Origin of the sequence: Flavobacterium sp. LC2016-23 (assembly GCF_009674775.1) — a bacterium.
GTDB lineage: Bacteria > Bacteroidota > Bacteroidia > Flavobacteriales > Flavobacteriaceae > Flavobacterium.
The window spans coordinates 1-7,295 of the sequence record NZ_WKKE01000045.1; the positions used below are offsets into that span (position 1 = coordinate 1).

Here is a 7,295-nt window from a genome sequence, read left to right on the forward strand (position 1 = left end):
TCTGAAACCGCCTGCTGCATTCTGGCCTGCGAAAAACTATTTGATAAAGGCACATAGGTAATTCCGGTCTTCAGACAAGACAGTAAACTTCCAATAAGTTCTTTTCCGCTTTGTAATAATACTCCAACGGAATCATCAGAAGACAGGCCTGTAGCCAGTAACAAACCGCTTAACTGGTTCGCAAATGAATTTAACGAGGCGTAAGTCGTATTGGCATTAGCCTCTTGTATTGCTGTATGCTCCGGATAAATAGTTACAATCTCCTCGAAACTTTTGTGAAGGTATGATGGAGCTGTTTTTTCGATGTTTTGTTCAAACCAATCCGCTGATGATAACTCGTCCTGACCTAAATAGGTTAAATTCTTCATTGATGATTCCGGTGCTGCTACCACTTCCTGAAGCAGTTTATCCAGGTGATTCACCATACGGGTGATACGATCGCTATCGTACAAGTCGGTACTGTATTCGATGCTTCCTTCTAAATGATCGTCGCGATCGATAAACTGAAAACGCAAATCGCCTTTACTGATTTTTAATTCTTCGTTAGCCGATACTACTTCCAGGCCTTCCATGGCTAAAGATTCCATCAGTTGCAGGTCAACATTTTGAAGAATGACTACAACATCGAATAGTGGAGAACGGTTTTTAGCCACATTACTGTCTAATTGTTCTACTAATAAATCAAATGGATAGCTTTGGTAATTGAACCCTGCTACACTTATTTGTTTAACATGGGCTAATAATGCTCTGAAATTATCGTCTCCGCTAAATTCTGCGCGTAAGGCCAGGGTATTTAGATATAATCCTATTTGATTTTCTAAATCAGCATGATCTCTTCCGGCTACGGGAGTTCCCAAAGTAATGTTAGATTGTCCGGTGTAACGGTATAATAAGGCATATACCAGTGAACTCACCCCCATAAAAAGGGTACATCCTGCTTCAGAACACAAGGATTTTAAGCCTGCACTTGCTGCTGGAGAGAATGAAAAATGATGCTGTGCGCCACGATGGCTCATTATTGCCGGACGCGGGCGATCTGAGGCCAGTTCTATTCTTGGTGCATCTGTTAAATGGTTTTTCCAGTACGTTCCGGAAGCTTCAAATTCAGCACTTTTTACCAATGAAGACTGCCACGCAGCATAATCTTTGTACTGAATTGGCAATGCTGCTAATGAAACGGATTCATTTCTGATCAATCCATTGTAATAGGTTACCAAATCGCGTACTAAAATTTGCATCGACCATTCATCGGAAATAATATGATGGTCTACAAAAACTAAGTCGTAAAGGTCATTTCCGTATGAAAATAATTTTATTCTGAATAAGGGCCAGCTGCTAAGATCAAAACGTTGGTTTTGTAATTCTTCTACTAATTCCTCTTTACGTTCCGGAGCTGCACTAATATCAATGGTTTCTATGCTGACCACCACATCGCTGCTGTTTAGTATTTTTTGACGTGGTTCGCCGTCTTTTAAAATAAAAATCGTTCGTAAACTTTCATGGCGCGCTAGTAGTTGTGTAAATGACGCTGTTAAAGCCTTAACATCCAAAGTCCCTTTTAAACGATATACCTCTGAACCGTTGAATGGAGAAACTCCTTCTATCTGCTGTTCAATAAGCCAGGTACGACGCTGGGCATGTGACAGGGCATAATCTTCCTGTTCTACTGCTTTCCCAATAGCAGTATAGGTATTCCCTTTTGATTCCGATATTAATAATGCCTGTGCTTTTAAAGCGGAATGGTTGAAAATTTCTCCAATGTTTAGCTGTACTTCGTGTTGCTTATATACACGGGAGATCAACTGAATCGCTTTCAGAGAAGAACCTCCCAAATCAAAAAACGAATCGTTTCTTCCGATACTGCTTTGCGGAATACTTAGTAATTCGGCCCAGATTCCGCTTAGAGAAGTTTCAATCGCACCGCTCGGCGCTTCATAATTGCTGCCCCGCAATAATTCTGAAGGTTTTGGCAGGGCACGTTTGTCTACTTTGCCGTTTAGGGTCAACGGAAATTCTTCCAGATAAATAAAGTAATCCGGAATACTGCTGCGGTCTAATGTTGCGGATAAAAGCAAGCGCAGTTCACCGGGACCGTATTCCGTTCCGCTGTAATAACACAGTAAAGAATCTGCTGCAGGATCCGTATGTAATACCAATTCTACCTGCCCCACTCCTTCTAAGTTTAACAAGGAACTGCGAATACCGTCCAGTTCTATTCGTACACCGTGCAGTTTGATCTGATCGTCAATTCTTCCAAGAATCTCTAAATTTCCATCGTTATCATAACGGCCTAAATCGCCCGTTCTGCAAACGAGATCTTCACGATCGGTAACCAGTGGATTCTGTACAAATAACGCTGCCGTAAGTTCCTGATTCAAATAGCCTTTACTTACATACGGGCTTTTGATATACACTTCGCCGATTTCTCCGCGGTTACAGATTCCTTTTTCGTTAATAACAGCAATTAATGTATTACTAATTGCCTGCCCCACAGGTAAAACCGTACCAGCTTCTAAGTCATCTGCCGGAATGTGGTAACAGCTTTTCAGAACTGTCGTTTCGGTCAGTCCGTAAAGGTTGCTCATACGTGCCGAGTGTCCCGAAAGTGAACGCCATAAAGCAACATCACGTCCGTATAATTTTTCTCCTGCTAAAACAACTTCTTTAATATCTTTTAACGAAAGATTCTGTTCCACCAGACTGTTCGTTAATAATCTAAATAAGGAAGGAACCGTCTGTACAATGGTGATTTTTTCTGCTGAAAGCCATTGGCCTAACAATACCATATTCTCACGGGTTTTCGCAGGCGGAATGCACAAACAGCTTCCTGAAATTAAACTCGTTAAGATGTCTTTTAAACTGGCATCAAAAGTGACTGAAGCAATCTGGCTTACACGGCTTTCGGTATTAAATGCGAAGGTGTTTTTATGCCAGTTGATATAGTGGGCAATACTCTCCTGGTTCCCCACAATCGCTTTGGATTTTCCGGTGGTACCCGAGCTGTAGAAAATATAGCTGCTGTTGTTCACCGGATAATCCACGGTATTATTTTCTTCACTGTAATTATTTAAATTGTAATCCGTTAGCAGATATTCTCCTGATGAGCTTGCTTTATACACCGCTAAACTGGTCTGATCCAGTCCAATCAAATCGGAATTCCCAAGTCCTAAGTCTCCCAAAAGAGAAGAACCGGATGCTTTAAAAACCAAAACATGGCTAAATTCATGATCAATCTCCTGATTTTGAAAGGACGACCAGGACGAATCATCCGTGATTAAAACTTTCATTGCAGTTTCTGAAACGGCCTGCTGCAGACGTGCCTGCGAGAAACTATTCGATAAAGGCACATAGGTAATCCCCGTTTTAAAACAGGCGAGTACACTTCCCACCAGTTCTTTTCCGGATGGCAACAATACCCCAACGGAATCATCAGAGGACAAACCTGTATCCAGTAACAAACCGCTTAACTGGTTCGCAAATGAATTTAATACTATATAACTCGTGCTGCCATTAGACTCTGCTAATGCCGTATGATCCGGATAAGAGGATACGATATCCTCGAAACTTTTGTGAATATATTTTTTAATCATTGATTTGATTTTTATTGTAGACTTTAAGCGTTTTCTTTTATTTGGTAAGAATCAGAATTAATCGCTGATGAGGTTCTTCATTAAAAGTTTTTGAAAGCTCTTCCTGCAGTATTACTCTGTATCCTAAAGCGATTGCCGTATGTATTATTTCCTGATTGGATTTGGGTCTTTTTTCTGAAAACAGTACCGGAATACCGTAATCAATGACGTTGTTTATAAAAATATTGCCGCCTGTTTTCAAAGCAGAATACATAATTTGAAGCAATAATTTGTAGTCGATATAATTGACAATCTGAGAGATAGTAATCACATCATAAAAGTTTTCATACGTCCCAAACTGCGTGATCATGTTTTGTCTTAAATCCTCGGGAAACGTTGTTGCGTTAATATCAAGATTCAAAACATTACAATCAAATTTCTCTGTTAACCAACTGATTACATTCTGGTCATTTTCTAAAAAACAGACCTTTCTGTCTTTTGGCAGCACATTAATGGCTTCGTCAGAAAACAATAAAGGAGTAAAAAAAGGGCCTATTTCTAAATATTGTTTTGCGGAATGGGTGGTATATTCCAGTACATAAGGGAGCAACTTTCTTCCTGTTTCTATCATTCTGATTCTGGCTTCAGCATCAAAGTCTTCTCCGAATTTATTGTGGTCTAATGACCATCCAGGCCATTCTATTTCGTAACTTTTCTCTATACTATCTTTTTTCATATCTTCTATGTGATGGTTGTTTTATAAATAGTGGTTGGTTATCTTTTTTAATAGTCTTCTAATAAATCATCTGCAAAACTGGCGCGTTTAGCTGCTATTTTTTCTGTTTGTAGTTCCGACAGGAAGCTTAATTTTCTAATCTTAACCGTCTGTTTTTTAAGAATGTCGGCGGCCAGATTGTTGATATCGGTTACCATACGGGCAATACGGTCTTCATCGTACAGATCGGTATTGTATTCGATATTTCCTTCTATATGATCTTCGCGGTCGATAAACTGAAAACGTAAATCCCCTTTACTGATTTTTAGTTCTTCGCTGGCAGCCGTTACTTCCAAACCTTCCATTTCCAAAGATTCCATCAGTTGCAGGTCTATGTTTTGAAGAATAATTACGACGTCAAATAATGGGGAACGGTTTTTAGCGGCATCAGCCCCTAATTCTGCTACCAGTAAGTCAAATGGATAGTTTTGATGATGAAATCCTGCCAGGCTTATTTGTTTGACGTGGGCTAATAATTCGGTGAAAGTATCATCCCCGCTAAATTTTGCCCGTAATGCCAGCGTATTCAGGTACAAACCAATCTGATTCTCCAGATCAGCATGATTTCTTCCCGCTACCGGTGTTCCCAAAGTAATATCCGACTGCCCGGTGTAACGGTATAATAAGGTATAAACTAAGGCCGTAAGCCCCATAAATAAAGTACATCCCGATTCATGGCAGATTGCTTTTATGCCTGCGCTTGCTGCTGCAGAAAATGAAAAATGATGCTGAGCTCCCTGATGACTCATTAGAAGCGGACGCGGATGATCAGAAGCCAGTTCTATCCTTGGTGCTTCCAGTAAATGCGTTTTCCAGTAGTGGCCTGACGCTTCAAATTCAGCACTTCCGATGTCCCGGGATTGCCAGGCAGCATAATCCTTGTATTGGACAGGCAATGCTTCTAAAGAAAATGCTGCTCCACGTATGAATGCATTATAAAAACGTACCAAATCACGCACTAAGACCTGCATCGACCATTCATCTGAAATGATATGATGGTCTACAAAAACCAAATCGTATTCATTTGTATTATAAGAGAATAATTTTATTCGGAATAACGGCCATTGGCTAAGATCAAAACGTTTATTTCTCAATTGTTCAACCAATAAGCTTCTCTGTTCCGGAGCTGCACTGATGTCAATGGTTTCAATATCTATTACAACATCATTGCTTTTTAGTATTTTCTGACGCGGTTCGCCTTCTTTTAAGATAAATATCGTTCGAAGGCTCTCGTGACGTTCAATTAATGCCGTAAAGGACTGGGTTAAGGCCTGTAGGTCTAAATTTCCTTTTAAACGATATACCTCAGAACCGTTGAATGGTGAAATTCCTTCTATTTGCTGTTCGATAAGCCACGTACGACGCTGCGCGTGGGATACAGCATAATCCTCCTGCTCTGCCACCTTTTCAATCGAACTGTAAACGGCATCTCCTTTTGATGCAGTTATTAATGCAGCTTGTCTTTTTAAATCGGGATGGTTAAAAATTTCCCCAATGCTCAACTGCACTTCGTGATTTTTATACACTCTGGAAATCAGCTGAATGGCTTTTAGGGAAGAACCTCCTAAATCAAAAAACGAATCGTTTCTTCCGATACTGCTTTGCGGAATGCTTAGCAATTCGGCCCAGATCGTACTCAGGGAAGTTTCAATCGTTCCGACTGGTGCTTCGTAATTGCTGCCTCGCAATAATTCTGATGGTTTTGGCAGGGCACGCTTGTCAACTTTACCGTTTAAGGTCAACGGAAATTCTTCCAGATAAATAAAGTAATCCGGAATACTGCTGCGGTCCAATTGTGCTGATAAAAGCAAGCGTAATTCTCCCGAACCGTATTCTGTTCCGCTGTAATAACACAATAAAGAATCTGCCGAGGCATCGGTGTGTAATACTAATTCTACCTGTCCTACGCCTTCTAAGTTTAACAACGAGCTGCGAATACCGTCCAGTTCTACACGTACACCGTGAAGTTTGATCTGATCGTCAATTCTTCCCAGAATTTCTAAATTTCCATCGTTGTCATAACGACCCAGGTCTCCCGTTCTGCAAACCAGATCCTCACGATCGGTAACCAATGGATTTTGTACCAATAACTTTGCAGTAAGTTCCTGATCTAAATAACCTTTACTGATGTACGGACTTTTAATGTATACTTCTCCGATTTCTCCCCACATGCTTAGTCCGCTGTCGTTGATGACAGCGATCATACTGCTGGCAATGGCTTGTCCCACCGGTAAAACGGTACCGGGATCTATATCTTCGTTTGGAATGTGGTAACAGCTTTTCAGAACCGTAGTTTCGGTTAGTCCGTATAAATTGCTCATGCGGGCTGTATGTCCGGAAAGGGAACGCCATAAGGCCACATCACGTCCGTATAATTTTTCTCCAGCCAGTACCACTTCTTTGATGTCTTTTAACGAAAGATTCTGCTCTGTTATGCTGTTCGTCAGTAATCTAAATAAAGAAGGAACGGTCTGTAAAATGTTGATTTTTTCTGCTGAAAGCCATTGGCCTAACAAGACCATATTCTCACGCGTTTTCGGAGCCGGAATGCACAGACAGCTTCCCGAAATCAGACTCGTTAAGATGTCTTTTAGACTGGCATCAAAAGTCACTGAGGCGATCTGGCTTACACGGCTTTGGGTGTTAAATCCGAAGGTGTTTTTGTGCCAGTTGATATAATGTGCAATGCTTTCCTGGTTCCCGACAATCGCTTTAGATTTTCCTGTTGTACCCGAACTGTAGAAAATATAACTGCTGTTGTTAACAGGATAATCGACTGCAATATTTTCTTCGCTGTACTTATTTAAATTGTAATTCGTTAGCAGATATTCTCCTGATGAGCTTGCTTTGTATACTTCTAAACTGGTTTGTTCTAGGGAAATCAAATCTAAATTTCCAAGTCCTAAGTCTCCCAAAAGCGAAGAACCTGATGCTTTAAAAACTAAAACATG

3 protein-coding genes are annotated in these 7,295 nt (G+C 40.6%); all 3 read right to left on the minus strand.

The window, feature by feature from the left end:
* Positions 1–3,590: condensation domain-containing protein (locus GJU43_RS22555; RefSeq protein WP_154344159.1), on the minus strand; the 3,590-nt coding region annotated here is incomplete at its 3' end.
* A gap of 37 nt (positions 3,591–3,627) precedes the next feature.
* The gene (locus tag GJU43_RS22560; protein ID WP_154344160.1) at positions 3,628–4,305 is read right to left on the minus strand and encodes a hypothetical protein; all 678 of its coding nucleotides are present in this window, start codon (positions 4,303–4,305) and stop codon (positions 3,628–3,630) included.
* 47 nt (positions 4,306–4,352) lie between these two features.
* On the minus strand, positions 4,353–7,295 hold a 2,943-nt coding region (locus GJU43_RS22565; protein ID WP_154344161.1), incomplete at its 5' end, for a condensation domain-containing protein.

What these genes read in the sequence shown, in the direction of transcription:
- GJU43_RS22560 (WP_154344160.1), bottom strand. Translation starts at nt 4,305, where the DNA reads ATGAAAAAAGATAGTATAGAGAAAAGTTACGAAATAGAATGGCCTGGA.